The organism is Streptomyces sp. NPDC005794 (assembly GCF_042871445.1).
Lineage (GTDB): Bacteria > Actinomycetota > Actinomycetes > Streptomycetales > Streptomycetaceae > Streptomyces.
Genome location: NZ_JBIAIN010000012.1, coordinates 171,758 through 195,361, shown reverse-complemented (window position 1 = coordinate 195,361; position 23,604 = coordinate 171,758). Strand labels below are relative to the sequence as shown.

Annotated in this window: 30 protein-coding genes; 17 read left to right on the top strand and 13 right to left on the bottom strand. The window is 70.2% G+C overall.

Going from position 1 to position 23,604, the window contains the following annotated elements; genetic code table 11:
* Positions 1-44 precede the first annotated feature (44 nt).
* The 13 genes from ACFYQ5_RS20920 to ACFYQ5_RS20860 all read right to left on the bottom strand — a co-directional run bounded on the left by ACFYQ5_RS20920 (position 45) and on the right by ACFYQ5_RS20860 (position 8,449).
* Positions 45-347 (bottom strand): hypothetical protein, encoded by a 303-nt coding sequence (locus tag ACFYQ5_RS20920; RefSeq protein WP_366533041.1) that lies wholly within the window; start codon positions 345-347, stop codon positions 45-47.
* A gap of 33 nt (positions 348-380) precedes the next feature.
* Positions 381-1,616: an MFS transporter gene (locus ACFYQ5_RS20915; RefSeq protein WP_389199352.1), complete on the bottom strand. Its 1,236-nt coding sequence runs from the start codon at positions 1,614-1,616 to the stop codon at positions 381-383.
* Complete coding sequence (locus ACFYQ5_RS20910; protein WP_366533043.1) at positions 1,613-2,131, bottom strand: regulator; 519 nt, start codon at positions 2,129-2,131, stop codon at positions 1,613-1,615. The genes ACFYQ5_RS20915 and ACFYQ5_RS20910 overlap by 4 nt, the downstream gene beginning before the upstream one ends.
* Complete coding sequence (locus ACFYQ5_RS20905) at positions 2,128-2,970, bottom strand: winged helix-turn-helix transcriptional regulator (protein WP_389199350.1); 843 nt, start codon at positions 2,968-2,970, stop codon at positions 2,128-2,130. Before ACFYQ5_RS20905 ends, ACFYQ5_RS20910 begins: the two co-directional genes overlap by 4 nt.
* A gap of 37 nt (positions 2,971-3,007) precedes the next feature.
* Positions 3,008-3,436, bottom strand: a complete 429-nt coding sequence (locus ACFYQ5_RS20900; RefSeq protein ID WP_366533045.1) for a hypothetical protein — start codon at positions 3,434-3,436, stop codon at positions 3,008-3,010.
* Positions 3,437-3,446: 10 nt separating this feature from the next.
* Positions 3,447-3,890 carry a hypothetical protein gene (locus ACFYQ5_RS20895; RefSeq protein WP_389199348.1) on the bottom strand — a complete coding sequence of 148 codons (444 nt, stop codon included), beginning with the start codon at positions 3,888-3,890 and terminating at the stop codon, positions 3,447-3,449.
* A complete protein-coding gene (locus tag ACFYQ5_RS20890) occupies positions 3,887-4,351 on the bottom strand; it encodes a hypothetical protein (protein ID WP_389199347.1) in 465 nt (154 codons plus the stop codon). The genes ACFYQ5_RS20895 and ACFYQ5_RS20890 overlap by 4 nt, the downstream gene beginning before the upstream one ends.
* Before the next feature lie 91 nt (positions 4,352-4,442).
* Entirely contained in the window at positions 4,443-4,757 is a 315-nt protein-coding gene (locus tag ACFYQ5_RS20885; RefSeq protein ID WP_389199452.1) for an SH3 domain-containing protein, read from the bottom strand.
* Positions 4,758-4,940: 183 nt separating this feature from the next.
* Positions 4,941-5,684 (bottom strand): hypothetical protein, encoded by a 744-nt coding sequence (locus ACFYQ5_RS20880; protein WP_389199451.1) that lies wholly within the window; start codon positions 5,682-5,684, stop codon positions 4,941-4,943.
* 17 nt (positions 5,685-5,701) lie between these two features.
* Positions 5,702-6,400, bottom strand: coding sequence for a hypothetical protein (locus ACFYQ5_RS20875; RefSeq protein ID WP_366533047.1), 699 nt, complete (start codon positions 6,398-6,400; stop codon positions 5,702-5,704).
* Positions 6,401-6,418: 18 nt separating this feature from the next.
* Positions 6,419-6,904: a hypothetical protein gene (locus ACFYQ5_RS20870; protein WP_366533048.1), complete on the bottom strand. Its 486-nt coding sequence runs from the start codon at positions 6,902-6,904 to the stop codon at positions 6,419-6,421.
* Entirely contained in the window at positions 6,901-7,452 is a 552-nt protein-coding gene (locus ACFYQ5_RS20865; protein ID WP_366533101.1) for a DUF4913 domain-containing protein, read from the bottom strand. Before ACFYQ5_RS20865 ends, ACFYQ5_RS20870 begins: the two co-directional genes overlap by 4 nt.
* A gap of 241 nt (positions 7,453-7,693) precedes the next feature.
* Positions 7,694-8,449, bottom strand: a complete 756-nt coding sequence (locus tag ACFYQ5_RS20860; protein WP_366533049.1) for a site-specific DNA-methyltransferase — start codon at positions 8,447-8,449, stop codon at positions 7,694-7,696.
* Positions 8,450-8,967: 518 nt separating this feature from the next.
* Between ACFYQ5_RS20860 and ACFYQ5_RS20855 the strand changes: the two genes are divergently transcribed.
* The 17 genes from ACFYQ5_RS20855 (at position 8,968) to ACFYQ5_RS20775 (ending at position 23,551) form a co-directional block, all read left to right on the top strand.
* A complete protein-coding gene (locus tag ACFYQ5_RS20855) occupies positions 8,968-10,086 on the top strand; it encodes a C40 family peptidase (RefSeq protein ID WP_389199344.1) in 1,119 nt (372 codons plus the stop codon).
* Positions 10,087-10,221: 135 nt separating this feature from the next.
* Positions 10,222-10,536 carry a DUF6112 family protein gene (locus ACFYQ5_RS20850; protein WP_366533051.1) on the top strand — a complete coding sequence of 105 codons (315 nt, stop codon included), beginning with the start codon at positions 10,222-10,224 and terminating at the stop codon, positions 10,534-10,536.
* Entirely contained in the window at positions 10,536-11,228 is a 693-nt protein-coding gene (locus ACFYQ5_RS20845; RefSeq protein WP_389199342.1) for a hypothetical protein, read from the top strand. Before ACFYQ5_RS20850 ends, ACFYQ5_RS20845 begins: the two co-directional genes overlap by 1 nt.
* Positions 11,229-11,264: 36 nt before the next feature.
* Positions 11,265-12,638 carry an ATP-binding protein gene (locus ACFYQ5_RS20840; protein WP_389199340.1) on the top strand — a complete coding sequence of 458 codons (1,374 nt, stop codon included), beginning with the start codon at positions 11,265-11,267 and terminating at the stop codon, positions 12,636-12,638.
* A gap of 75 nt (positions 12,639-12,713) precedes the next feature.
* Entirely contained in the window at positions 12,714-14,186 is a 1,473-nt protein-coding gene (locus ACFYQ5_RS20835; protein ID WP_389199338.1) for an SCO6880 family protein, read from the top strand.
* Between the two features lie 14 nt (positions 14,187-14,200).
* Positions 14,201-14,671 (top strand): DUF4259 domain-containing protein, encoded by a 471-nt coding sequence (locus tag ACFYQ5_RS20830; RefSeq protein ID WP_389199337.1) that lies wholly within the window; start codon positions 14,201-14,203, stop codon positions 14,669-14,671.
* Between the two features lie 25 nt (positions 14,672-14,696).
* On the top strand, positions 14,697-15,134 hold the full coding sequence (locus ACFYQ5_RS20825; protein WP_389199335.1) for a DUF6238 family protein: 438 nt from the start codon (positions 14,697-14,699) through the stop codon (positions 15,132-15,134).
* A 28-nt stretch (positions 15,135-15,162) separates the two neighbouring features.
* Positions 15,163-16,677, top strand: coding sequence for an ATP-binding protein (locus ACFYQ5_RS20820; RefSeq protein WP_389199333.1), 1,515 nt, complete (start codon positions 15,163-15,165; stop codon positions 16,675-16,677).
* A 49-nt stretch (positions 16,678-16,726) separates the two neighbouring features.
* Positions 16,727-17,479, top strand: a complete 753-nt coding sequence (locus ACFYQ5_RS20815; protein ID WP_389199332.1) for an HAD family hydrolase — start codon at positions 16,727-16,729, stop codon at positions 17,477-17,479.
* A 306-nt stretch (positions 17,480-17,785) separates the two neighbouring features.
* Positions 17,786-18,358, top strand: a complete 573-nt coding sequence (locus ACFYQ5_RS20810; RefSeq protein ID WP_389199331.1) for a hypothetical protein — start codon at positions 17,786-17,788, stop codon at positions 18,356-18,358.
* Positions 18,359-18,482: 124 nt separating this feature from the next.
* Positions 18,483-18,653 carry a hypothetical protein gene (locus ACFYQ5_RS20805; RefSeq protein WP_366533060.1) on the top strand — a complete coding sequence of 57 codons (171 nt, stop codon included), beginning with the start codon at positions 18,483-18,485 and terminating at the stop codon, positions 18,651-18,653.
* Complete coding sequence (locus tag ACFYQ5_RS20800) at positions 18,643-19,569, top strand: hypothetical protein (RefSeq protein ID WP_389199330.1); 927 nt, start codon at positions 18,643-18,645, stop codon at positions 19,567-19,569. Before ACFYQ5_RS20805 ends, ACFYQ5_RS20800 begins: the two co-directional genes overlap by 11 nt.
* Positions 19,570-19,659: 90 nt before the next feature.
* Positions 19,660-20,649 carry a hypothetical protein gene (locus ACFYQ5_RS20795; protein WP_389199329.1) on the top strand — a complete coding sequence of 330 codons (990 nt, stop codon included), beginning with the start codon at positions 19,660-19,662 and terminating at the stop codon, positions 20,647-20,649.
* Positions 20,650-20,657: 8 nt separating this feature from the next.
* Positions 20,658-21,200 (top strand): hypothetical protein, encoded by a 543-nt coding sequence (locus ACFYQ5_RS20790; protein ID WP_389199328.1) that lies wholly within the window; start codon positions 20,658-20,660, stop codon positions 21,198-21,200.
* A 77-nt stretch (positions 21,201-21,277) separates the two neighbouring features.
* Positions 21,278-21,862 (top strand): hypothetical protein, encoded by a 585-nt coding sequence (locus tag ACFYQ5_RS20785; protein WP_389199449.1) that lies wholly within the window; start codon positions 21,278-21,280, stop codon positions 21,860-21,862.
* A gap of 40 nt (positions 21,863-21,902) precedes the next feature.
* Positions 21,903-22,361: a hypothetical protein gene (locus tag ACFYQ5_RS20780; protein WP_389199326.1), complete on the top strand. Its 459-nt coding sequence runs from the start codon at positions 21,903-21,905 to the stop codon at positions 22,359-22,361.
* Complete coding sequence (locus ACFYQ5_RS20775) at positions 22,358-23,551, top strand: hypothetical protein (RefSeq protein ID WP_389199324.1); 1,194 nt, start codon at positions 22,358-22,360, stop codon at positions 23,549-23,551. Before ACFYQ5_RS20780 ends, ACFYQ5_RS20775 begins: the two co-directional genes overlap by 4 nt.
* Positions 23,552-23,604 lie beyond the last annotated feature (53 nt).

The following is a 23,604-nucleotide window of genomic DNA, read 5'->3' as shown; positions in this document are numbered from 1 at the left end:
TCCGTATCAGTGGACGGCAGGACGAGAGAAAAGGCAGAGGTGTCTCAGGCGGCACGGCGACGGCGCAACTCGAACGCGCCGGCCCAGCGGGGGTGGTCGGCGATCAGCTGGCGCGCGTAGAGGGAGGTGTAGTTGTTGTTCAGCCCGGTTACGCCGTGCGGGAGTTGGCGGCGCAGGTCTTCGAAGAGGTCCTTGAGGCTGACTCGTGTGGCGCCGGCGGCCAGACGGCGGGTGGCCATGCGTTCCAGCGCGCGGTAGACGTGGGGGTTGGCCGCGTCGAAGGCGTGGAACTGTTCGGTGATGCTGCGACCGCTCGCGCGGTGCGAGCCGAGGACGGCGGTGGGCATGAGGTTCTCCACAGGCTGGGGAGTGCGGCAGGGTCAGGTGCGCAGGGCGGGATCGGTGCGCAGCCGGGCGAAGGCGCAGAACAGGCCGAGGGCCTGCAGGGCGGCGCAGGCGGTGATGACGTGGCCCAGTGCGTCTGGTGGGGTGAGCGCGGTGAGGATGCCCGCGAGGGGGAAGGGCAGCAGGAGGATGAGGATGGTCGCCGAGAGAGTGCTGCCGAACTTCTCCGGAGGGATCAGGCGGGAGCGAAGGGTGCGCAGGACGACTGTCATGCCGCCTTCGGCCGCCATGAGGACCGCGATCAGGATCAGGTAGGACAGGTAGTCGGGGGCCTGGGCGGCGGCGAGGCAGGCGAGTGAGGCGAGGGCGGCGCAGGTGGCGCCGACCGGCCACAGGCCCAGGCGGTCGAGGGCGAAGCGGCAGAGGGTGACGCTGAGGAGTGTTGCTCCAGCGGCTGCGGACCAGACCAGGCCGACGGCCGTGGTGGACTGTCCGAAGTGCTTGACGACGATCACCGGGCCGGCCGCCTGGAGGAGCCCGGTGGCCAGGTTGGACAGGGTCAGCCCGGTCACGAGCCAGCCGAGCGCGGGAAGGGAACGGATGGTGCGCCACCCGGTGAGCAGTCCGGTGCCCGGCTGCCCCTTCGGTGCGCGGGCGGGGACGACGGGCGAGGGGGGTGTGCGCAGGGCGAGCAGCGCGGCGCACAGCGAGAATGCGGTGATCACGGCGAGCATGGGAGGTGGCCCGGCGAGCAGGAGGAGTCCGGCGAGCGCCGGGCCGGCCAGCATCGCGGTCTGGTCGATACCGAGCAGGACGGCCTGGACGCGGTGGGCCCGTGTCCCCGCTCGGCGGCCGGCGGCGGCACCCGCGGTCTCGGCCGCGATGTAACTGAACTCGGTGAGCATGCCGGTCGTCGCCGCGAGCACCATCACGGTCACGCTCGCGACGAGGCCGGATGGGTAGAGGTGCAGCAGAACCGCGCCGGCGGCGAGGGCCAGCGCGCGTCCCAGGGAGGCGAGGTGGAAGACGACGGCCGCCCCGCGCCGGTCGACGATCGATCCGGCCCATCCGAACGCCATCAGCCGCGGGATCCACTCCAGGGCGAACGCGGCGCCCGTCAGCGCGGCGGAGTTGGTGGTGGCCAGGACCAGCAGCGGGATGCCGTACGTGGACATCGCGGACGCCAACGCGTCCGCCGTACGGGGCAGGTAGATACCGTGCATCAGCCCGGTGCTGTGGCGTGCGTGCCGGGGTGCAATCGCTGCGCTCACGCGACCGGCTCGGGCTCGGGTATCCGGGTGGCCTGGGGGCTGTCGGCCAGCCACTGGATCAGCAGAGCGCGGACACGGCCGAGGTCTGCCACGGCCTCGGCGCTCGACAGGTGTGCGCCCCACGGCCACGAACTGCCTTCGGCGTCCTGGGCCACGAGTGACGGGGTCAGCAGGTCGAGGACGTGTCGGATGCGGCTGCTGAACTCGCAGACCGGTGTCGGGTAGGCGTGGCGGCGGGCCCAGCGAGCTGCCGCGTCGTACAGATCAGCCAGCTCCGACCCGGGCTCGGTGAGTTCCAGTCCGGTGCCCGGTGCGGTCCGGACGAGACCGTGGGCGCGGGCGGCTTCGGTGGCGCTGCGCTGCTGGTGCCTGGGGAGGTCGGGGAGGATGTTGGCCAGTCGTCGCGGCGGTATCGTGCCGTTGTCGTCGATCTCGGTGACCAGGCGGATCAAGGGGTGTGAGGCCAGCAGGTCAACGGCGGTGCGTACTTCGGCGGGAGTGAAGAGGGTGGTCATCGGCGCGGGCCTCCCGCCGGGAGGGCCGCCTTCGGGCGTGCGGGCGTGGCGTGGGAGAAGAGGTCGCGGTTGTGCCACGCCGGTGAGGTCTCAAGCGTGCGGGTCTGTGGGAGGGCCGCCGGGACAGACCGTGGCTGGCTGCTGACCCACTGGCTCGGCGCGGGTTGCGTCTGGGTGTGCCCCCAGACCGGGTGATGGGCTGCCTGGCTGAGGGGCTGCCCGGCCGACCACGCGGACAGAGCACCGAGAACGGGGCCCAGGCCGTCGCCCGCCGCGGACAGCCGGTAGGGCCGGCCGTTGCCCTCGGTGTCGACCAAGCCGTCGGCGACGAGCTGCCTCAGCGGCGGATACACGTTGGTCCAGTCACTGCTGGGCATCACGATCCGTGCCAGAGCCATCGCGCCGACGTCCTGGCGGGCCTTGAGCACCCACAGGATGGAGGCGGCGTGCCGCCGGGTGAGCAGGGTGAGACTGTCCTCGATCTGCTCGATCGCCGGCAGCGGACGGTCCGCCGTCTCCAGGTGCTTCTCGGCCCAGGTGACGATCACCGGCAGGACCGGCAGAAGGGCCTCGCCACGCTCGGTGCGTCCGTAGGTCACATGCCGTGCGGTGTGTTCGGTGCGCTCGACGAGGCCCGCGTCGCACAACGACTTGAGCTTGGGGTGGAGCTGGCCGCTCTGCAGCCAGGACACCTTGGCCGCCAACTCGCTGTACCGCTGCGACGGCCCGGAGAGCGCCAACAGGATTCTCACGTTCCAGCGTGGGGTGATCATGGCGAGGGCCTCGGTGACGCGGGTGATGTCGGCGTCGGTGTCGGGAGGCAGAGCAGTGATGGCCACGGAAAAAACTCCTGGTGAATAAGGGGGAATAGCCGGATCAGCGGCTATGTGCCGCGCTCTGGCACGGAAGGGCCGGAGCCGGAAGGGGCGAAGCCGGGACGGCTGGCGAGGGAGTCGCCGGGGACGGCTCCGGGGCCGGGACGCGGGCGAGGCTCTGCAGAACGGCGTCGAGCGACTTGGCCTGGACGTCGCGGACCGCGACGGCCTCGGCGAGCCGGCGTACACCGTCAAGGAGATGGGAGACCTCGTGCCGGCCGACCTGGCGCTCGGGGTGGATGAGCCGGGCGAGGTGGTCGCGGTGGAAGTCGATGCTGCGCTCGGCGAGGGCAAGGGTGCCGTGCATGCCGAGCAGAGCGGAGAGCATGCCGGGCGCCTGGCCACGGGCGTGGGCTTCAAGGTCGGCGAGCGGCGCGCCGTACAGGTCCTCGATCCGTCCGGCTACCCCAGCGGACGTGAGGTGGGACAAGCTGCGGCTTTCACGGTCGGTGGGCCCGGGCCGCCCCGGCACGCTGGGGTGCCGGGGCTGCGGACGGGGGCAGGGTCGCGGTGGTCCTGAGTTGTGCCATGCGGACGGGCCGGGCCAGCTGGCCAGGAGGAGGCATGGTGCGCAGCAGCTCACCGAGGGCTACGCGATAACTGTCGCGTGCGTCCAGCGCCGCCTCCAGCCACTGCGCATCGGCGCGGAGCTTGTCCGCCGACAGATCACCCATATCGCGATCCGGATCCATGTCCGTGTGCACACGGTCTCGGACACGGGCGACCTGCTCCTCGGTGAGCGCGAGGAAGGAACGAAGTTCCAGGGCGCGGGCGAGCGCCGGAGAGGCATCGGGGCCGGTCGCCGCCTCGTACAGCTTGGGTACCGGGGGCCCGAAGACCTTCTGCAGTTCAGCGTCCATGGTGCTGGCCTTGTCCCGGCTCATCGCACGGCCCTACCCGCCCGCCATGCCGGCGCCGGTGGCCCCGGGGGGCGTTGGGGAGCGCTGGTCTGCACAGCCGGCCCGGTTCGCGGGCGCAGGCGGGCAAGGCGTTCGGCGGCGCGGCCCTGCTTACCCAGAGCGTCCGGGTCCAGGAGCCATCGCACGATGATGGCCCGCCCGTCGCGTGTGGCAACGGCCGCGTTCACACGGTGGGCGAGGCCCATGGTCGGGTCGTCGACCTCGCTGGGCTGCGTTTCCAGCGCGGTCTCCGCGCGGTTGAGCGCAGCCTGGGCCGCGACCAGATGGCCGTGCCACTTGACGATGTCGGTGGCGTCAGGGTTGGCGGTCGGCGCGGCGGCCACTGCGGCCTTCAGATGCTCCATGTCCATGTCGAAGCGCGCTTCGATCCGTTCGGTGAGCACGCCCACGACATCCTCGACGTCAACGGAAATGCCGTCGGACAAGAGAAAAGCTCCGTTCTGGAAAGGCCGGTGCCTGGCAGAAATATGAGGGGCACCTGTCCCGGTGGCTCGGCCAAAGCAGGCACGAGCTCTGTCAGTTCAGGCACATGCGGACGTCGCGGTAGACGTACGTGCCGGACACCCAGCCCTTGACGCCCGTGGTCCTGTCCGTGATGTAGAGCCAGTTGCCGCTCTTCTTGTGCACGGTGAACATGTGGCTGCGGTAGAGCACGCCGAGCGCGGTGGACTTCGTGGTGGCCTTGGACCGGATGGTCACGGCCGCCGTGTGGACCTCGTAGGGCAGCGGCGGCAGGGAGGAGCAGCTGCTCGCGGGGGCGGCGGCCACGACGGCGGGTGCCGCGCTGGCGGTCGTGGCGGACAGCATGGGCACAGCGAGAGCGCCGAGCATCGCTGCGGATATGGCAATTCGGGTGGAGCGCATGCGGAAGAAACCTCCGTGAGGGCATGGGGGATTTACTTGGAATGGCGCCGCGGTTGTTGTCGCGGCGGCTGTATAAGAGTCCGGAGAATCGCCGGTTTGGCTAACCGGCGATCGTCGGTTATGTTGCGCCGCTTGCGTCGGGCTTGACGCTCAGCGAGAGCGGCCGGCCGGGCGCGGGGCAAGGGTCTTCGCAACCCCTGCCGGAGGGGTGGCTGAGGCTGATGGGCGGACCGGTGGGAGAGGGCTGGCCTCGCCGGTGAGACGGTCCTCGCACCACTGCAGGGCGGCCGTGCTCGTGTCGAAGCCACCCTCGCGCAGGGTGTGGGTCCACGCGTCGGTGTCGACCTCCTCGACCACGACGCGGTACGGGCTGGGGGCTCGCTCGTCCAGGGCGCGCAGTGCCACGACGGTGACCATGTCGTCCGGGTCGTCGCAGGTGTAGGAGTAGCCCATGGCGTAGCGGTCGCCGTCGTCCGCGAGGCGCTTCTCCAGCGCACGAGTCGCTTCGTCCGCCGGCGGAGGCCCCAGCTCGGCGTCGAGGCTGATGGCTTCGTGCGGGCAGCCACGGTGGATGAGCCACGACTGGGCCATTGCGGGCAGCGGCAGGGCAGCTCGCTCGAAGGCGAACGTCTTCCTCTCGAAGTCCCGTTGAAGGTGCACGGCAAGCAGCTGCGGCTTGCCGGGGTGCCCCCACGTGGCGGTGCGGTCGAAGAGTACGTAGAAGCTGTGCAAGCCGCTGTGGTGTTCGGCGAGGGGGACGAGCATGTCCTCGTGGACGGCGACCTGACGGTAGAAGTCGAGGTATCTCTCCTCGTCGGCGTCGAAGTCGTCGATCCCGAAGTTGACTTGGGGGATGAGGTTCCGAGCCGGTTCCGGTTCGGTGGGAGACAACAGGGGCCTTTCGGTGGAGTTCAGCGCCGCTGCGTCGGGGTGGACGCCGGTGTGCCGGGCCGAGCCGGGAGCTTGGGCGCCTGGGTTGTGGGGGTGCGGCGCGCGGCGAACAGCGCGGCGCGTCCGGTGTCGGTGAGGGCGACCGGCTGGCCTGCGTGCAGGGGATGGCCGGTGTCCCGGTCGACCAGGCCGGCGTCCTCCAGCCGCTGCAGCTCGGGGTGAGGGATGCGAGTGCCGGAGGCAGCGGTTACGGACATCCGGCCAGTCAGCAAGTGTTCGTAGAGCTTGGCGCCGCCAGCGATGGCGAGGAGAGCCGCATGGTCGTCCGTCGAGAGCGGACTCGGGCCTTGCGCCGAGGCCGTCGCGGCGGCCTCGATGGGCTCCAAGGCGGCGCTCGCCGTCCGGGCAGCGGCATCGCGGGTATCGGTGGCCTCCTCCAGCTGGTTCACCGTGCGGTCGATGCGCGTGAGCAGGGCGTCATCGACATCGAACTCGCCGCTGGAGAGACGGTTGAGGAGCTTGAGGTAGAACACGACACCGGTCTGGGCCTTGGCCAGCTCACGGTGTCGGTCGACCATGTGGGCGTGAGGCTCGTCCAGGACACCGCGGTCGCGGTAGGCCCACAGGGTGTCGATGTCGTGGCCCGTGGCGGCTTCGACGCGGTGGTCGAGCGGGGAGACCGCACGCCGCACTGGTGTCGGCGTCGGTTCAGGAGGCATAGGCAGGGCTCCAGGCGGTCAGCGGGCGTGATAGTGCGTGGGGTTGGATGCGGGACGGGGCAGACCCGGCAGTGCGGTGGACGGTGGACCGGGCCGGGGCACGGGGCCGCGGGTCGTCAGCTGCGGCGGGCGGGAGCGTGCCGCGTGAGTGCGGGCGCTCAGCGGCCGGCGGGCCATCCCCAGGCGGCGGCCGACTTCGTCGTAGACGTCGTTGCCCGCACGCGGTCGGACCGCGACAACGTGAACTTCCTTCGGGTGTGCGGACTCCGCGGGTGCCGGGCGGAGGCCGTAGACGACGCGCCATTCCTTGCGCGCGTCCACGAACAGCTTCCGGAATCCCTCCAGGTCACCGTCGAGGCGCAGCCCGAAGCGCTGAGCGTTCACGACTTCCTGCAGGTAGGCGAGGGTGAGGTCGCGAATGTCGCTGGGGGCTTGGAGGAGGTCGGTCAGGGCTCGGGGGTCGAAGCTCAGGCCGAAGGCGGGCTGCCCCTGTCCCGTGCTCATGACGTCGGCTCGTCCGGCTCGGCAGGCCCGGCGGCTTCCGCCGAGGCCGCCGCCTCCGTGCGCACGGACGGCGGCGGGCCCGGCAGGAGACGGTGTGCGGGACGGTCGGGAGAGGTCATGCACGCCGACAGCGGGCCGCCGGGGGCGCGGATCGCCGCGACAGCGTGGGTGAGGAAATCCCGGTGCCACACGAACAGACCGGAGAGACCGGCGTCGGGTTCCTTGTGCTGCTGGTAGGCGAGCCACAGGGCGTGGAGCCAGGCCACGACATCGTCGTGTTCCTGCCACTGCAGACACCAGGGCGCCGCGGTGGTGACCTCCGAGCCGTAGACCGGGAGGAAGAAGTCGTCGACCCAGTCCGACAGGGCGTCGAGTTCGTCTTCCCGTTCCTCCCCGTCGAGTTCCAGGATCGGGCGCGGCTCGGGCGGGACGGCGAGAGGCGGCCCGCCGAGCCCTGGCATGCCGAACGCGGCGAACGGCGATCCGCTCGGCTCCGGGGCGGACGCGAGGTGGTCGAGCTGCTGCGCCTGCTGCGCCGACTGCTCCATAAGCCGACGGACGCTCGCCACGATTCCCTCCAGCTGCGGATCCGGGATACGAACCGGCTCCAGCTCCCCCTCGTCAGCGGGCTTTTTGGATTCGGGCATGAAAAGTTTCGGCCTCCTACGGGACGCGGAAAGAGAGAAGGACGGAGCGGCGACGCACGGACCAGACGGCGAGATACAGGCTCTGCTGTGCCGGGATTCCGCTAAGGGCTCCAGTGGCCTCGACCGGAAGCGCGGTCACGGCTCAGGCGGTGAGAACCACGTCGTCCTGGGTGAGCGTGTCGCGGACTGTCTCGGTGAGCCGGTCGGCCGCGATCGACGCGTAGTGCTCGGTCTTCTCCACACCGATGAAGTCCCGGCCTTCCAGCAGGGCAGCGACGCCCGTGGAGCCGGAGCCGGCACAGAAGTCGAGCACCGTGCCGCCCTCGGGGCTGATCTTGACCAGCTCGCGCATCACCTCGACGGGCTTCTGCGTGATGTGCTGGCGCTTGGACCCCGAGGGCTGCGACGCTGAGTACATACCCGGCAGGTAGACCGGGTTACGGGAGCCGTCGATCGGCCCCTTGGATGCCCAGATGATGAATTCACAGTTCTGGGTGAACCGGCCCTTCTGCGGCCTGGCCTGCGGCTTGTGCCAGGCCAGCACGCCCCGCCACAGCCATCCGGCCGCCTGGATCGCATCCGTTGTCGTGGGGAGCTGGCGCCAGTCGGTGAACAGCAGCGCGGTCCCGCCGGTCTTCGTCAGACGGTGCGCTTCGGTCATGATCTGCGTCAGCCAGAACCCATAGCTGCGCTGGTCCATGTTCTCGCCGGTGAAGTCGGCGAGGTCGTTCTTGGAATCGGCGGAGGTGTACTTCTGCTTGGCGGAGCGGGTGGTGCGCTCCTTCGCGGTCCGGCCCCCGCTGTTGTACGGCGGGTCGGTGATGACGGAGTCGACGCAGCCGTCTGGAAGGCCGGTGAGGACGCTGAGGGCGTCGCCCTGGTGCAGGGAAAAAGGCAAAGAGGAACCCCTATTCGGGTATGGGAACGCGGAGCGAAATGGGACTCACCGCCTCACGCAGTAGTCCTCGCGGGCTGGAATCGGGCATGCAGAAGCCCAGGGCCACAGACCGAGGAAGGTGAGGGGGAGTCCAAAAACTGTAGAGGCGAATCCGCCGACGACCAAGAAGTGCTCCGTTGAGGTGCCGGATTCCGATACCTCACGCCGATTTTTTGGTCAACGGCCGATCCGCGCCTACTGTTTTTGAACCGCCCGGCGCACACCGCCGCTGGCTATTCCCCTCCGTGCCTTACAGAGGTACTCCCTGCCCTGGAACACCTAGTTCACGGCCCGGTCGCACGTGGCGAGCGGCAACTCGCCCGTGCCAGCCCGTCCCGATCGCCCACCCCGGCCGCCGCGCCCTTCCATGACGCCTCGCGCTCACGGCACGCCGGTCACCGCACCCCGAAGGACACGTTCATGACGTCTCGCTATCCACCCATGCCCGAAACCGGTGACCGGCGAGCGATCGGCTCCGGTTGAAGGCGCTTGCCGCCGGCATCGGCGTCGTCTTCCTCTCCCCCATCCTGATCGCCGGCACCGGCATGATGCTGGCGACCTCCGCCGACGCCGTACAGAGCAGCGGCTCCCTCAGCAACTGCCTGACCGGCATCGACACCGACAAGGTCGCCGAGCAGGTCGGCAAGATCCTCGACGGCGCATCCGGCGAGAACGTCGACATCGAGGGCCTGGACCTGCCTTCCGAGCAGGTCCCCAACGCGCAGACGATCGTGGCCGCCGGCCTCTCGCTCGACGTCCCCACGAAGGGCCAGATCATCGCGCTCGCCACGGCGATGCAGGAGAGCCGGCTGCGCAACCTGAACTACGGCGACCGCGACTCCCTCGGCCTGTTCCAGCAGCGGCCATCCCAGGGCTGGGGCAGCGCCCAGCAGATCCGCGACCCGGTCTACGCCTCCGAGCAGTTCTACAAGCACTTGCTCAAGGTGAACGGCTGGCAGCAGATGACCGTCACCCAGGCCGCCCAAGCCGTACAGAAATCCGGCCTGCCGGACGCGTACGCGCAGTGGGAGAACCTGGCCACCGCATTGCAGGCTGCCATCGCCAAGACCTTCCCCGGCGGCGGCACCGACACGGACCAGACCACGCAACCGCCGACCCTTACCACCGGCTGCGCGCCGGGCCAGGACGGTTCCGGTTTCGGTCCCATCCCCGAGGGGAGTGTCCCGAAGGGCTACACGATCCCCAAGGACGCCGACCCGAAGGCGCGCAAGGCCATCGAGTGGGCGATGCACCAGCTCGGCACGCTCTACCAGTGGGGCGGGTCCTGCACCAACGCCCACGGACCCGACCCGATGGGCCGCTGCGACTGCTCCAGCCTGATGCAACAGGCATACGCCCGCGTCGGCGTCACCCTCACCCGCACCACGTATACGCAGGTCAACGAGGGCAAGGCAGTATCGCCCGCCCAGCTCAAGCCCGGTGACCTGATCTTCAGCCGCGGCAGCGCCGCACGGCCCGAACACGTCGGCATGTACATGGGCGAGGGCCTCGTCATCGAGGCGCCGCGCACCACCAAGCCGGTCCGGATCACCCCGATCAAGGACTGGACGATTCTCGCCGCCCGCCGCGTCCTCTGACGCCCCGCCCGCCACCGCGCCGGGCGTGCCGCCGCCGCAACATCCTCCGCGCCCGAGAGGACACCTCCCCCCTCCGCTTCCCCTTTTCTGCCGGCCTTCGCCTGGCCCGCGTATGCAAGGAGCCCTGCCACACCTATGTCCGTCCCTCTCGCAGACCGCGTCATCCACCTCGCCTACGACCCAGGCATCTCGCCCCAGGGCGGCGGGCTGCCCGGCCTCGCCGTGCTGAAGAACGTCGTCAACAGCATCAACATGTTCGGCATCATCGCCGTGGTCGGCGCCCTCGCCGTCTCGCTCGGCGTGTGGGCCTGGGGCCACCACACCGGCGGCCACCAGGCCGAGGCCAACGGGAAGAAGGGTGCGACCGTGGCCGCCGGCGCTGCACTCGGCCTCGGCGCCGCCAACGGGATCGTCGCGTTCTTCTCCAATCTGGGGTCGCAGGTTCACTGATGCGGACACGATTCCCTTCTCTCTCGGCGCTCTCGTACGGGGCGCACTGGCCAGCCGGCAAGCGCATCGCGATCGTCGCCTCCGCCGTCGCCGTCCTCCTCGCCATCGCCGCGGTCGTCGCCCTACTGACCGGCGGTGGAAACGGGCACCAGGCTCCTGGGGCCGCCACACCCGCCCCGACGGACAGCCCGTCCTCCACCGAGGACGCCCCGAAGCCTTCCTCCGGAACGGGGGCGGTGCCCAAGCCTCCCCAGATCGCCGAGCCGGTCGCCTACGCCAAGGCGGCGGCCCAGATGCTGTGGTCCTACGACACCCGCAACACCAGCCGCGACCAGCAGCTGGCCGGTATGCACGCCTGGATGACCGGCGAGAGCGCGTACGCCGACTGGGCCTCGGTCTCCGGTCAGGTGCCCGATCCGGTGCTGTGGTCGCGGATGGCCGACCAGGAGCAGCACGCCAGTGCCAGCGTCACCGAGGGCCACTTCCCCTCGGCGTTCAAGCAGGCGCTGGCCGATGACCCGTCCGCGATCACGAAGGCGTACATCTACGTCGTCACCGTCAACGGCAAGCAGCAGATCGCCTGGAAGAAAGGTGGTGGCGGAGCCGAGGAACGGGCTGTGACCCTTGCCGTCCAGTGCCGCCCGAACCATGACTGCACCCTGGCCGCCATCGCCCCGAGCGTCACGCAGTGACCCGCGCCTGAGACAAGAACGGAGGGGTAACTCCTCGTGGGTTTCTGTGATTTCCCCTTGGCAGACAAGCTGTGCGCCGTCGGCGACGCGGTGGACTTCGCCTCGGACCCCGGCAAGGCCATCGGTGACTGGATGGCGAAGTCCGCCGGCGAACTCGCCGCTGCGGCGGCCGACCTGGCCGCCGAGGCGGTCAACACCACCACGAAGGTGGACCTGAATGCCGGCTGGTTCGTCGACAACTACGAGATGCTGCTGCCGCTGGGCCTGGTCCTGCTGGTCGCCACGTTCTGCGCGCAGCTGGTGCGGGCAGCCATCCGGCGTGACGGGCAGGCCCTGACACAAGCGTTCACCGGCACCATGAGCGGCGTCCTGTTCGCCTTCTGTGCCATCGCGTTCACGACGGTCGCGGTCGAAGTGGTCGACGCGATATCCGATGGCCTGTTCAAGGCCGCGCACCTGAACATCGAGACGGCCGTGCGCCGGATCGTGAAGGTCAACCAGATCGGTGCCCTGGCCGGACTGGGCTGGCTCGTCCCGGTCGTTGCCGGTCTCGGCGCCGCCATCGGAGCGTTCCTCTACTGGTGCGTGATGATGGTGCGCAAGGTCGGCATCCTCGTCATGGTCACATTGGCGATCTTCGCTTCCGCCGGTGGCGGCTGGGAGGTCGCACGGCGCTGGCGTAAGGGCTGGATCGAGGCCACCGCCACGCTCGTGGTCTCCAAGCTCCTGATGACCGTGATCTTCGTTCTCGGGATCGCTGCCATGGGCAAGACCGAGGCCAAGGACGGCATCGCCGCTCTGGCTGACGTCATGGCCGGCATCGTCATCATGGTTCTCGTGCTGCTGTGCCCGTATGCGGTCTTCAAGTTTGTGCACTGGGCAGCCGACGGCACCGACGGCGAGTCCATCCACCGTGCCGGTGGCGCGGGAGCCCAAATAGCCAAGGCACATGCCGAGAAGGCCGCCCGCAAGGCCGCCTCGGCTGCGGCCACCGCCGGGACCGGCGGTGCGGCAGCAGGAGCGGGTGCCGCCCCGCAGGGCCCCGATGCCGGCGGTGGAGGGGGATTCCCCGGCGATGTCGCCGCCAACCCGACCGGCGGAGGCACAGAGGGCAAGGAAGGTTCGCCATCCGGCGGCTCGGGTGTCTCGCCCGGTGGCGATGCCGTCAAGTCCGGTCTGGAGAAGGCCGTCCAGCCCGCGCCGACCAGTGTGTCCGACGACACCAGCGGCCAGGTGGGCGGGAGCCAAGGGCCCGGCGGATCGGGGGCGAGCGCCACGTCCGGACAGGGCGAGGGTTGGCAGTCCACCCCGCCGACCACGACCCCGCCGCCCCAGGGCGCACCGCCGTCCTCCGGCTCCCAGAGCGCCACGTCCAGCGGGTCGGCCCCACCGCCGGCGGCCGGTCTCTGATTCTCTGCCCGACTCCCGGGGGCGGGGCCACGCGCCCCGCCCCCGGGTACCACCCGCGCCTCCAGGAACCGCCCCTTGACTGATCTCTCCGCCGCCCCGATCACGGTGAAATTCCCGCACCGGAGCCGCCGCGGCATCCTCCTCGGCCTCTCACTCCCCCAGCTCTCCTTGGCCTCGTGCACGCTGGCGCTCCTGCTGATGACGGTGATCTCCACGGGCCTGCTCGGCGCCGTCGCCCTGGCCCCGCTGTGGGCCGCCTCCGGTGCCCTCATCGCCATCCGCCGGCACGGCCGCTCCCTCATCGACTGGGCGCCGATCGTCACCCGCTACGCACACCGCCGCCGGACCGGCCAGACGCTCTGGCTCGCCCGTCCCGTCACCCGCCCACGGCAGGACGGCGTCCTTCACCTGCCTGGCGCCGCAGCCTCCCTCAAGGTGGTCACTCCCGGTGACTCCGCCAACGGCGCTGCGGCCGTGCACGACCCGCACCAGCAGACCCTGACCGCCATCGCACGCGTCACCTCCCGCGCCTTCGCCCTCCTCGACCCCGCCACCCAGAACCACAACGTCAACAGCTGGGGACGAGCGCTGGCAGGCATCGCACGGACCGGCCACATCGCCACCGTGCAAGTGCTGGAGCGCACCGTCCCCGACAGCGGTGACACCCTCACCCGTCACTGGACCCATAACGGGCGTCCCCAGACCCCGGTCGCCGGACAGATCTACTCCGAACTGGTCTCCTCAGCCGGCCCCGCCGCCGCACCGCACGAGACCTACCTCGCCATTTCCCTCGATCTCAAGGCCGCCCGGCGCCTGATCGCGCAGGCCGGCGGCGGTTTGCCAGGCGCGTTCACCGTCATGGAACAGACGACCTCGTCCCTCGCCCAAGCCGCCCGGAACGCCGGTCTCATGGTGACCGGGTGGCTGAGCGCCCGAGAGATCGCCGCGGTCATCCGAACCGCCTACGACCCCAAAGCCCTCGCAGCCCTCCAGCAGTGGTCCGAGACCGGCCGCGCCGAAGCGGAACCCGCAGCCGCGGGACCTGTCGTCCAGTTCGAGGAGTACGACCGCCTTGCCACCGACTCCGCCCGCCACGCCACGTACTGGGTGGAGAACTGGCCGCGCACCGAAATGGGAGCGGGCTTCCTGCACGGGATCATGTTTACCGCCGGAGTGCGACGCAGCCTGTCCCTCATCTACGCACCCCAGGGGCTCGAGTCCGCGCTGCGGGACGTCCAGCGAAGGAAGGCCGCAATCATCGCCGACGCGAACGAGCGCGCCCGCCGCGGGCAAGTCGATTCCGAAGAGGATTCCGTCGAGTACGCCGACGTCAAGACGCGAGAGCGCCAGCTCATCGCCGGGCACGCGGACGTGGCCCTGACCGGGCTCGTCACCGTCACGGCCGAGACCGACGCTCTCCTCGACTCCGCCTGCGCACAGATCGAGACCGCCGCCGTCACCGCCGGCGTCGACTTGCGCCGCCTCAACTACCAGCAGCCCGACGCCTTCACCGTCGCCGCCCTCCCCCTCGCCCGCACCACCTTGTAGCGGAGGAGTCCTCCATGGGCACATGGGGCACTGGCCCCTTCGACAATGACTCGGCAGCCGACTACGCCTTGCTGCTCGACCGGTCAGGCGTGCCCGAGGTTCTCCTGCGCCACGCCCTCTGCCAGCCAGACAGCACCACGACCGAGAGCTGTGAAGTGATGGTCGCAGCGGCAGCGGTGATCGCCTCGTCCTGCCCTGGTGGCGAGCCTCTCCACCCCGTGTACGGCCCGCACAAGCCCCTGCCGCCGCTCCCCCACGATCTGCGGGAACTCGCGGCTGCGGCCCTCGTCACCATCCTCACCCGGCCTCCACAGACCTATGGATGGGTGAGCGAACAGCTCCTCACACACTGGCTCTCCAACCTCGCCCAACTGCACGGGGTGCTCGCAGCGACGCCAGCCAAGCCGCCCCAGTCGGCTCCAGCCCCATCTCCGGCCTGTCGCCCCACCCCGACGGCGCCCGACTCGGGCCCCCGTCGCCGCTGACCTCACCGACCCAGCAAGGACCTTCTTGAACACCAGTCCCGCGCACGAAGCACAGCCCTATCTGCGTGCCGCCACCGCCGGCATCCGCCACCACGCCCGGAGCCTGCCCACCCAGGACCGCGCCGCCGACCGCGTTCACCTGGACGTGCTGCACGCCCACCTGACCACGCTGCACCAGCTTCTGAACCAGCTCGCAGACACCACCCGGCCCCAGAACCCCGCTGCCGGGCGCCACCTCGCCACCGCGCGGACCCGGCTGTGGCAGGCCGCCACCGAAACCCACGCCGCCTTCCACCAACTGCCCATCACGACTGCGAACTCCACCGAGTGCCGCCCCGAACAGCTTCCCGAGGGACCGACAGTCCTCACGATCTGCCAGCGCCACCTCGCCGCCGGGCACATCATCCGGCGCAAGACCACCCCCACCGACCTCCGCGCGCACACCACGGCATGCGTGCGATGAGCACCACCCGCAGAATCGAGCGCCCCCGATGAGCCACCGGCCCGCCCGCCGCGCCCGCCGCGCCTCCGCCAGCCCGCTGTTCACCCCGCATGGGACCGACCGGGCCAGCCGCAAGAAAGCCCGTCGCCAGCTCGCCGAAGCCACCGCCAAAGCCCGTGCCGAAGCCAGCGCCCACCAGACAGGCACCGCGCCCGCCGAGCACGAGACACCCGCACCGCTCTACCCGTCAAGCGGACGCCCCGGGCCCGCCTCCGCCCGCCAGAACCGGCTGAAACTGCCCGCCCACCGCATGACCACCGCTGTGGCCGCCGGCGCATACCCCTTCCTCGCCGAAGGCGGCCTCGGAGCCGAAGGCATCTACATCGGCCGCGACGTCCACGCGGAAGCCAGCTTCGTCTTCGATCCGTTCGCGCTGTACGGCAAGGTCGAGGGGTTCACCAACCCCAACCTCCTGCTCGCCGGAGTGATCGGCCAGGGCAAGAGCGCCCTGGCCAAGTCCTTCGCGCTGCGTTCGGTGGCCTTCGGATACCGCGTCTACGTACCGTGCGACCCGAAAGGCGAGTGGACGCCGGTCGCGGAAGCCCTCGGCGGCCGGTCCGTCGCCCTCGGCCCAGGACTGCCCGGACGCCTGAATCCCCTGGACGCGGCGCCGCGCCCACAGGGCGTCTCCGAGGCCGACTGGGTCGGCGAGATCCGCAAGCGACGCCTGCTCCTGCTCGGCTCCCTGGCCCGGACCGTTCTGGGGCGGGACCTGATGCCCATGGAGCACACCGCCCTGGACGTCGCCCTGGACGCCGTCGTCACCCGCGCCGCCGCGGGCGGATGCACCCCGCTTCTCGGCAATGTCGCTGCCACCCTCAACGATCCCCGGGCGCTCGACGAGGCCGCCGGGATCATGTCGGGGCAACTCGGCGACGCCGCCCGCGACCTCGCCCACGCGATGCGACGCCTTGTCCACGGGGACCTGGCCGGCATGTTCGACGCCCCCTCCACCGTCGCCTTCGACCCGAACGCGCCCATGCTCACCATCGACCTCTCCCGCCTCGGCGGATCCGGCGACGACACCGCTCTCGTCCTGGCGATGACCTGCGCGAGCGCCTGGATGGAGTCCGCCCTCTCCGATCCGTCCGGCGGCCGTCGTTGGATCGTCTACGACGAGGCGTGGAGGTTGATGCGGCACGTCGGTCTGCTGCAGCGGATGCAGGCCCAGTGGAAACTGAGCCGCGGCCTCGGGATCGCCAACCTCATGGTGATCCACCGGCTGTCCGACCTACTCACCGCCGGCGACGCCGGATCACAGGGCCGCGCCCTGGCCGAAGGGCTTCTCGCCGACTGCAGCACCCGCATCATCTACCGACAGGAAACCGACCAACTCCACGCCGCAGCCTCCCTGCTCGGCCTCACCTCCGTCGAGATGAACGCCATCGCCCACCTCAACCGAGGGCGCGGATTGTGGAAAGTCGCAGGTCGGAGCTTCATCGTGCAACACCTCCTGCACAGCCACGAACTCGCGCTCTTCGACACCGACGCCCGTATGCACTGAAAGGTCCGTGAGTTCACACCACACGGCGACAACCGACAGGAACACTTTCGTGCCCATCCACATCGTGTGGGACTGGAACGGCACGCTCAAGGACGATCGGACCGAACTCCTCAACGCCGTCAACCACACCCTCTACGGACTCAACTCCCCGCCGATAGACCTTCACACCTACCAGGCCAAGCACATCCTGCCCATCCGCCTCTTCTACGACCGTCTGCTCAACCGGCCACTCTCCGATGGAGAATGGGCACAAGCACAAAGAGACTTCGCCGCCTTCCTACGCGACCGCCCTGCACACCTGCGCTCCGGAGCGCACCAGCTCCTGGCCCGCACTCGTGGTCTCGGGCACAGCCAGTCCGTCCTGTCGCTGTATCCCGAGGAACTGCTGCGCTCCGAGGTGGACCAGTTGGGCATCGCGGGCCTCTTCACCCGCGTCGACGGGCGGCGCGGCAGCGACGGCACTAAAGCGGGCGTCCTCGCCGAGCATCTCCAGGCCCTGGCGGTCTCGCCCTCCCGCCCCGTTCTACTCATCGGGGACACCCTGGACGACGGGGTTGCCGCACAGGCCGCCGGCATCCATGCCGTGCTGCACACAGGAGGGCTGGAGCCGACGCAGCGACTGCGCTCCTCCGGCCTGCCCGTCGTCGACACCCTCGACGCGGCCGTCGCCGCGGGCATCCACCACCTGACCGCGTCCTACCTGCCATCGGCTGACGCCCGTCCGGGCCCACTCACCCCTGTACGCCTTAGCCGGCCGCCGACCCCGGCAGTGGGCAACTCGCTCACGCCACGCTCTCTCTGAAACCTAGGGACCCGCGGCGCGCAGCCGCCTGCCGCGCTCCATACCTGATGCTCCAGGCCCGCCAGGAAGCGTTCTGCGCCTTCGCAGCTCACCGTGCAGGTCGCACCCGGGAGTGAGTACGCGCCGTCGGTGATCACCGACTGGGTGTATCCCGCATGGCCGTTGGTAGAGCCGACCGAAGCCCTCACCAGGTCGTACTGGTCGACGACCTCTTGGTCGAAGTCCGCACCCTCGGTTCAAGAATCCGCCTGCACACATCTGGGAGACCGACTGAACTTCAACCATAGAGACAGGAACAGAACGCCCGTGACACCCGGCATCCAACGCGACCTGATACCCAGCGCCGAGGCCCATCACCTCATCGGCACGCTCAACGCGATGAAGAACAAACTGCTCAATGCCGCCGAGCAGTGGCAGCTGCTGGACGAGAACGGACACGTTCCGGCCACACCCTCTTACCCCACACTGCTCCAGCACGCCGTCGACGCACAGGACCTCTCCCGCGACGTCCTCCGGCTGACCGCCGACTTCGCCCGGAGCCCTCACCGCACCACCCGTGCCGGCAGCACCGTGCTGAGACATCTCGGTGTGGCGGCGACCATGTCGAGCCACGCAGCCCCGCACTTCTCCGAGACTGCGGAGTGTGCCCTGGCCCTGCCTCGGTCTGCCAACCCGACCGACCAGCACTACCTCACGAACCGCATGGTCATCGACCACGCCTCAGCCCGCGCCTTCCTGCGGCGTACTTCGGAATCCCTTCGTGACGCGGCGAAGGAACTCGATGACCACCTCGGCTTCCAGCGCTTCCTCGCGCCGCTCACTCGTCAGGAAGGCCCGCCGCTGCCTCCACCCCCCACGCCGGGCGGTCGCTGCCGCTGACCGCACCGAACCCGCAGCCCGATGCACCCACGTCCCCCCAAGGAATGCTCTGAACCGCCCCGTTCATTTCAGTGACGCCGACTGGGCCGAGTTCCAGCAGTGCCAGGCCGAGCACGACGACCTCATGGCGCAGGTCGCCGACCGCGAAGCCCATCTGGAACACGACCTGATCGCCACCTTTGACGAGTACGAACTCGACTTCACCGCGCTTCCGAAACCGGAAGCCGGCCCTGCCCGCCGGATGCCTCCGCCGCACCGCTCGCCGGCCTCCCGCAGGAGGAGCCGTGGCCGCTGACGAGGACAACACCCCCGACACTCGCCGCGCGACTCCCCTCGCGCCGCTTCCTGACCACCGCAATGTGAACACCCCGTGGTGGCAGGAGCTGTGGCGCCGCCACGCGCACATCACCACACCCCTGCGAGAGCGCGGGCTGGAGTGTGACATCGAGTTCGGTCTCAGCGCCTACATCGTGCGCGTGTCGCTCCCCGACGACAGTTACCTGATCATCGGCCCGCCGCAAGAGCCGCCGTCCGAGCGCCCGCCCGGGGACCCGGAGGGTTGGATCGTGACCCGTGAGCGCAACAGCGACCGGTCAAGTTATTTCGAGCGCATCTACGACTCGGCTCCCCCCGCATACCCCGATCGCCCCGAACAACCAGAGGCCCGCCACGGCGGCAGCGTCCAGCCCTTGATCGCAGCCCTCGACCATCACCTCGCGCAGCTCGGGCTGCTGCCCCACGCCGCCGCGCCCCACGAAAGCCCACCCGTGCACGCAGCTCATCCGCCCCACCCGTCCAAGGATCCGGACGTCACCGAGAGAGCAGACCGAACCGCCTACGCCTACGGCGACGTGCTCCTCGCTCTCACCGACCAGCTCAACGGAACAAACTCGCACGCGGACGCCGCCGCCCTGCTCCACCAGATCCTGGAGCCGACCCACGGCCTGCTGGAGCGGCTCGGCGAATTCTTCGAGGCAGCCGCAGAGAAGGCGAAGGAAGCGGAACAGGACGACGGCTTCGATCTGTCGTACGACTTCGCCGACGCTGCAGCCGAGCTCCGAAACGTCGGAGAAGTCCTGCACGTCGCCGAGGACCGGATGCGGGCACTGGATCCGCAACCGTCGGCACCCCGGACACCAACGACCCCGCCCCGAACCGCGCCCCTCCCTCCGCCTGTCCTCCCCCCGGCGCAGCAGCGGCACACGCGCTGACCTTCCCGCTCGAAGATCATTGGAGCCCACATCCGCATCATCCGTCGCCCCCTGGAGCTGACGGTCGGCGTGGCCTGTCTCGCCCTGGCCATGACTGGCTGCACCGACAACAGTCGCGCCGCCGAGGCCGAACAGGCGCCCCGGGCCAGCACTGCGCCGAAGCCGACGCCGTCCCCTGCGCTCACCCGCGCGCAGGCACGCGAGGCCCTCGCCCGCTATTCAAAGACCAACAATTTCGCTCGCCTCAGCCAGGATCGCGCCCTTCTCGACAGTGTCGAGGGCGGGCCACGGTACGCGATGTCGCTGGCTGACATGAAGGAGGACGAGGCCCTGCCCGAGGCCGACCGCGAGCCGTACCGACCGTGGTCGTACGACCTCTCGGCCACCGACCTGTACATCCCGCGGTTGAAGGACGGGCAGCAGCGATGGTTCGCTGCCGTCACCCGTGCCGGCAGTCTGCAGCAGTACGCCCGCGTCCTGATCATGGCGCAGAGCACCCAGTCGAAGCAGTGGGAGATGGTCGCCACCATCGACCTCGACGATCCCGAGCAGCTTCCGCGGATCGTGCTCGACAAGGACGGGTACGCCACCGCGGTGGACGCCGCCTCATCGTCCCTGCCGGCGCCGGTCGGTGTGCTGCGCTCCGCCGTGACCGACAACTACGCCACCGGAGGCGAGCAGACCGGGAAGAAGGTCCTCACCCCGTCGGAAGCCTCCCTACGGCAGATCAAGATGCACGACGAGACGCAGGGAAAGTTTGGCCCACGAGGTACCACCCGCTTCGCTGCCGCCGACCCGCAGTTCGCCGACGCCTACGCGCTGAAGACCACTGCGGGGGCACTCGTGGTCTTCTCCCACACTCACACCCAGCACGACGCGGTGAGCGCACTGGGCCTGGGGATCGTGCCGGAGAAGCAGGACCGGGCCTGGCTCGGCACCACCCCCGGCCCCGCCTTCACCTACACCTTCACCTGCTCGGACATCGCCGCCGTCCCGAACGTGCCCGAGCCCTCCAACCTGCTGGGCTACGGCTGCCGCCGCACCGACGCCAAGGCTGCCGGTCCCAGCACCTCCGTTTAGAAGGACCCATGCCCCAGGACCCCGACTTCGAGCTGTACGACAACGTCGGCCGCGACGCCGACCAGATCGCCGCCGCCCGCTACGGCATCGCCACCCGCGGTGACCTGCTCCGGTGGGCGAGGCGGGACGCCAAGCCGTTTCTGGCAGAGCATCCCTTGCCGGACAAGCCCGTGCCGAGCCCTGACCTCGCCCCGTACCTGGCCGCACTCGCCGCAGCACAGAGTCATGCCGAGGTCAGCGCCGTCACCCAGCACCTTCTGGATGCCGCCGAGCCCGCGCTCCGGGCGGTGAGCGAGTATTTCTACGCCGCCGCCCAGTGGCGCGGTCAGCACCGCGGCGCGGTGAAGGGCTCGCCGCCCAAACTGCTGATGGAGGCAGCCAGCCGCAGCCTGTCCGTGGCGGCCATCGCGGACCAAGCCGATCTGACAACCCTGCGCGCCACATACGATCCGGCGCCGGCGCCACATCTGCCGGAGCGAGCACCGACCTCGACCGGGCTTCCCCCGCGCCCACCGCACGCCCCGCCCGCCGGCCCCGCGCCCAGCCGGTAACCAGCCACCCCCTTCGGAGGCCCTCTCTGTCGACCCGCTCCTTCATCGCCCGCCCCACCCCCACCGGCTACACCGGAATCCACGTCCAGCTCGACGGTGTCCCCAGCCACCACCTGCCTCTGCTCCTGGCCGCCTACCAGCACAGGTTCGGACGCGACCTGGAAGCCCTCTCCCGTCACCTCATCGACGACGTCGCCGTCGGCTGGCAGGAGCTGGGCACGGACCTCCTCGACGGCGCCCCGCCCTCGCTCATCACCGCGCTGACCGGCACAGAGCAGTGGCCCAGCCGCACGCTGGACCACCTGATCACTCCGGACGGCTCCCCACCGGTGCGCATGACGGTCACCGACCAGACCGCCGATGCGCAGGACATGGACTGGGGCTACGTCCTGCACCGGCAGGGCATCGAGGTGATCAGCCTGCTCCACGAGAACATCGGCCCGGTCGTGGACTGGTCCACCCACCCACACACCGCCTTCAACGACCACCCCGGAGCCTGGTCCTCCCTCGCACCCCCACCGGGCATGCAGCCCGTACGCCGCACCCGGTCCCGGACCGCTCCCGCCCCGGCCCCAGCAGATGCCAGAGCCACACGCCCCGCCACGGCCGCTGACCCCCACCCTCGTCCCGGCAGCCCTTCCGCTCCCGCTCCCCGGCGCTGACCTGCTCCACCACCGACCATGTGAGGAGAACTCCGCCCTCTTGGACCCTGGCACCCACTTCGTCTTCGGTACCCGCAAGGAACACGGCTTCGTCGCCTCTTTCACCCCCTCCGTCTCTCCGCACCTCGCCCACTGGTTCCTGCTCCGCGAGCAGTTCGAACCCGTCCCCGACGAACCTGGGCTGTTCCGGCTCAGCGAACCCGAGCGCGAGGGCATCCGCCGCACCCGGCAGGCCGTGCACGACCTGCGCAGCCAGGGATACACCGTGCAGGCCGACATCCCTCTCGACCCCGCCGCCTCTGCCGACCCACCACGGCCCGCCCCGTCGAACGGCCTTATGGAGCGCCGCAGCCGGCTTGCACAGGCCGCCGCCGGCCGGACGACACAACGGGGTACCGCGCCCGCCACCTCGCCACCGTCGGCCCGGCCGATCCCACCGAAGCCCTCCTACGCACCGACCGTCCACCTGACGGCTTCGGGCGGGGGGCGGTCCCGATGACATCCGTGAACGGCCCCACCTCCCCCAGCCACCGGCCCGCGGTGGCCGACCTCGCGCACCGGGCCCGCGACTTCCGGCTGCGGATGTCCGTCATCGGCTGCGAGACCGAGACCGCACTCGACACCACACGCGACCGCTACGGGCGAACCGTCCATGCAGACACCGCCGCAGCCGCCCTGGCCCGCCGTGACCAGGCGGCCGTGGAGGCGTACGCCACGCACCTCGCCCCGTACGCCGGCGCACTGCTCGATTCCGCTCGCCACGCGCTGGACGAACTGCCGCCCGCCCGGCACCTCGCCGGATGGCGGACCGTGCTGGATGGCCTCGCCGCCTCCACCTCCGAGATCCGCCGGGCGCTCGACCAGCCCCTCGCTCCTGGCTCGGCAGCCGAACGCGCGCAGCATGCGGCGTTGTGGCCCCACCTCGCCACCTGGGCGGATCACGGTTACATCGCCAGCAACCTCGCCGACCAGCACCAGCGGCCCCACCACAAGACTCCGCTGAGCGGTGAGGAACAGCACGCGTGGACCGAGCGGGCCCAGGCGGCACAGCGGCGCGGGGAGCTGGAGCTGACCGAGTCGTGGCACGCCGCTGACGGTCAGCCGATCACCCTCGCGTACCTGGTCGAGGACGACGACTCGACGGTGGTCGCCCTGCGAGGTGACCCGGATGCACCGGGCTGGCAGGTGATCGGTCACCATGTTCACGACTACGAGGTCGGGCAGGCGCTGCCCGCCGCGGTCCCGCCCGGTGTGCTGCGCGCGGACGTCTCCCGGTTCAACCGGCCGGCGCCCGCCCCCGAGGTCTCGCTGCAGGAACTCGTCCGGGACGTCATCGAGGCACAGAGCGCCGGGGACGCGTCCAACGCGCTACTCACCGCCACCCAGCGCGGGTACAACGCGGGCCCGATGATCCGTCTCCAGGAACTTGTGGAGACCACGTGCCAGTTCGCTTCCGCGCTGGAGACCGTGCAGGGCCGGCAGATCGCTGTCCGGCTCGCCGCGCTCGGCCGGCAGATCGACTTCCTCACCCGTGAAGTGCACGAGGCCGCCGAGGACCTCGGTGCGACCGTGGCCGTCCTGCCGCCGCACCGCACCCCCGTGCTGCGGGCCCGCCCACGCCCCGCGCCAGGGACGACACTTCCAGCCGCGTCGCCGCAGCGCACCACGCCGGCCGCGCGCCGCCCGTAGCAACCCTCGCACCCAGCCGGAGACACCCTGACTACTGCCACCGCCCACATCAC

Coding starts and splice junctions, on each gene's coding strand:
- ACFYQ5_RS20920 (WP_366533041.1), bottom strand. CDS start 347: ATGCCCACCGCCGTCCTCGGCTCGCACCGCGCGAGCGGTCGCAGCATC.
- ACFYQ5_RS20910 (WP_366533043.1), bottom strand. CDS start 2,131: ATGACCACCCTCTTCACTCCCGCCGAAGTACGCACCGCCGTTGACCTG.
- ACFYQ5_RS20895 (WP_389199348.1), bottom strand. CDS start 3,890: ATGAGCCGGGACAAGGCCAGCACCATGGACGCTGAACTGCAGAAGGTC.
- ACFYQ5_RS20885 (WP_389199452.1), bottom strand. CDS start 4,757: ATGCTCGGCGCTCTCGCTGTGCCCATGCTGTCCGCCACGACCGCCAGC.
- ACFYQ5_RS20875 (WP_366533047.1), bottom strand. CDS start 6,400: ATGCCTCCTGAACCGACGCCGACACCAGTGCGGCGTGCGGTCTCCCCG.
- ACFYQ5_RS20870 (WP_366533048.1), bottom strand. CDS start 6,904: ATGAGCACGGGACAGGGGCAGCCCGCCTTCGGCCTGAGCTTCGACCCC.
- ACFYQ5_RS20865 (WP_366533101.1), bottom strand. CDS start 7,452: ATGGAGCAGTCGGCGCAGCAGGCGCAGCAGCTCGACCACCTCGCGTCC.
- ACFYQ5_RS20850 (WP_366533051.1), top strand. CDS start 10,222: ATGTCCGTCCCTCTCGCAGACCGCGTCATCCACCTCGCCTACGACCCA.
- ACFYQ5_RS20845 (WP_389199342.1), top strand. CDS start 10,536: ATGCGGACACGATTCCCTTCTCTCTCGGCGCTCTCGTACGGGGCGCAC.
- ACFYQ5_RS20830 (WP_389199337.1), top strand. CDS start 14,201: ATGGGCACATGGGGCACTGGCCCCTTCGACAATGACTCGGCAGCCGAC.
- ACFYQ5_RS20820 (WP_389199333.1), top strand. CDS start 15,163: ATGAGCCACCGGCCCGCCCGCCGCGCCCGCCGCGCCTCCGCCAGCCCG.
- ACFYQ5_RS20805 (WP_366533060.1), top strand. CDS start 18,483: ATGGCGCAGGTCGCCGACCGCGAAGCCCATCTGGAACACGACCTGATC.
- ACFYQ5_RS20795 (WP_389199329.1), top strand. CDS start 19,660: ATGACTGGCTGCACCGACAACAGTCGCGCCGCCGAGGCCGAACAGGCG.
- ACFYQ5_RS20790 (WP_389199328.1), top strand. CDS start 20,658: ATGCCCCAGGACCCCGACTTCGAGCTGTACGACAACGTCGGCCGCGAC.
- ACFYQ5_RS20775 (WP_389199324.1), top strand. CDS start 22,358: ATGACATCCGTGAACGGCCCCACCTCCCCCAGCCACCGGCCCGCGGTG.